This is a genomic window from Pseudomonas sp. 30_B (genome assembly GCF_017491605.1).
Classification (GTDB): domain Bacteria; phylum Pseudomonadota; class Gammaproteobacteria; order Pseudomonadales; family Pseudomonadaceae; genus Pseudomonas.
Map to the genome: position 1 here is coordinate 1 of NZ_JAFGYY010000167.1, position 523 is coordinate 523.

General features: G+C 67.9%; 1 protein-coding gene. It reads right to left on the minus strand.

The genetic code is table 11. The features are described from left to right. The coding region (locus tag J5M67_RS27755) for a hypothetical protein (protein ID WP_368735961.1) at nt 1–523 on the minus strand (523 nt) is incomplete at both ends.

Here is a 523-nt window from a genome sequence, read left to right on the forward strand (position 1 = left end):
GTCCTATCTCATCCGCTGGAGCATCAAGGATCTGAAGCAGTTCAAGTTCCAGATCGCCGACCCCGAGGAAACCATTCGCGAGGTCGCCGGTGAGGATCAGCTTCTCCTCCTCGGTGCCGGGAATGCGCTCGGAGCGGATCTGGCTGACGTTCTCGATCTCGACCACATGGATCGGCCAGGGCATCGTGAAGCTGAGGCCGGACGAAAGCGTGTGCGAATACTGGCCGCCGAGCCAGGTGACGATGCCCTGCTGGCGCGGGGCGACCGAGTGAACGCTGGTGGCGAACAGCCAGATCCCGACGATCGCAGCGATGGCGAGCGGGAACCAACTGCGTCCTCCCGGCCCGTCCGGCAGGCGGAAGCGCGGACCGCCTCCTCCGCCGCCGCTCCGGCGCGGACCTTCAGGGCCGCGATGCTTGAAGATATCCTCGATATTGGCGGAACGGCGCGGCTCATCGCCGCTGCCGCCGCCCGGAAGCCACGGGTTGCGCGGGCCGCGCGGCGCGTCGCCTTCCGCCGGGGT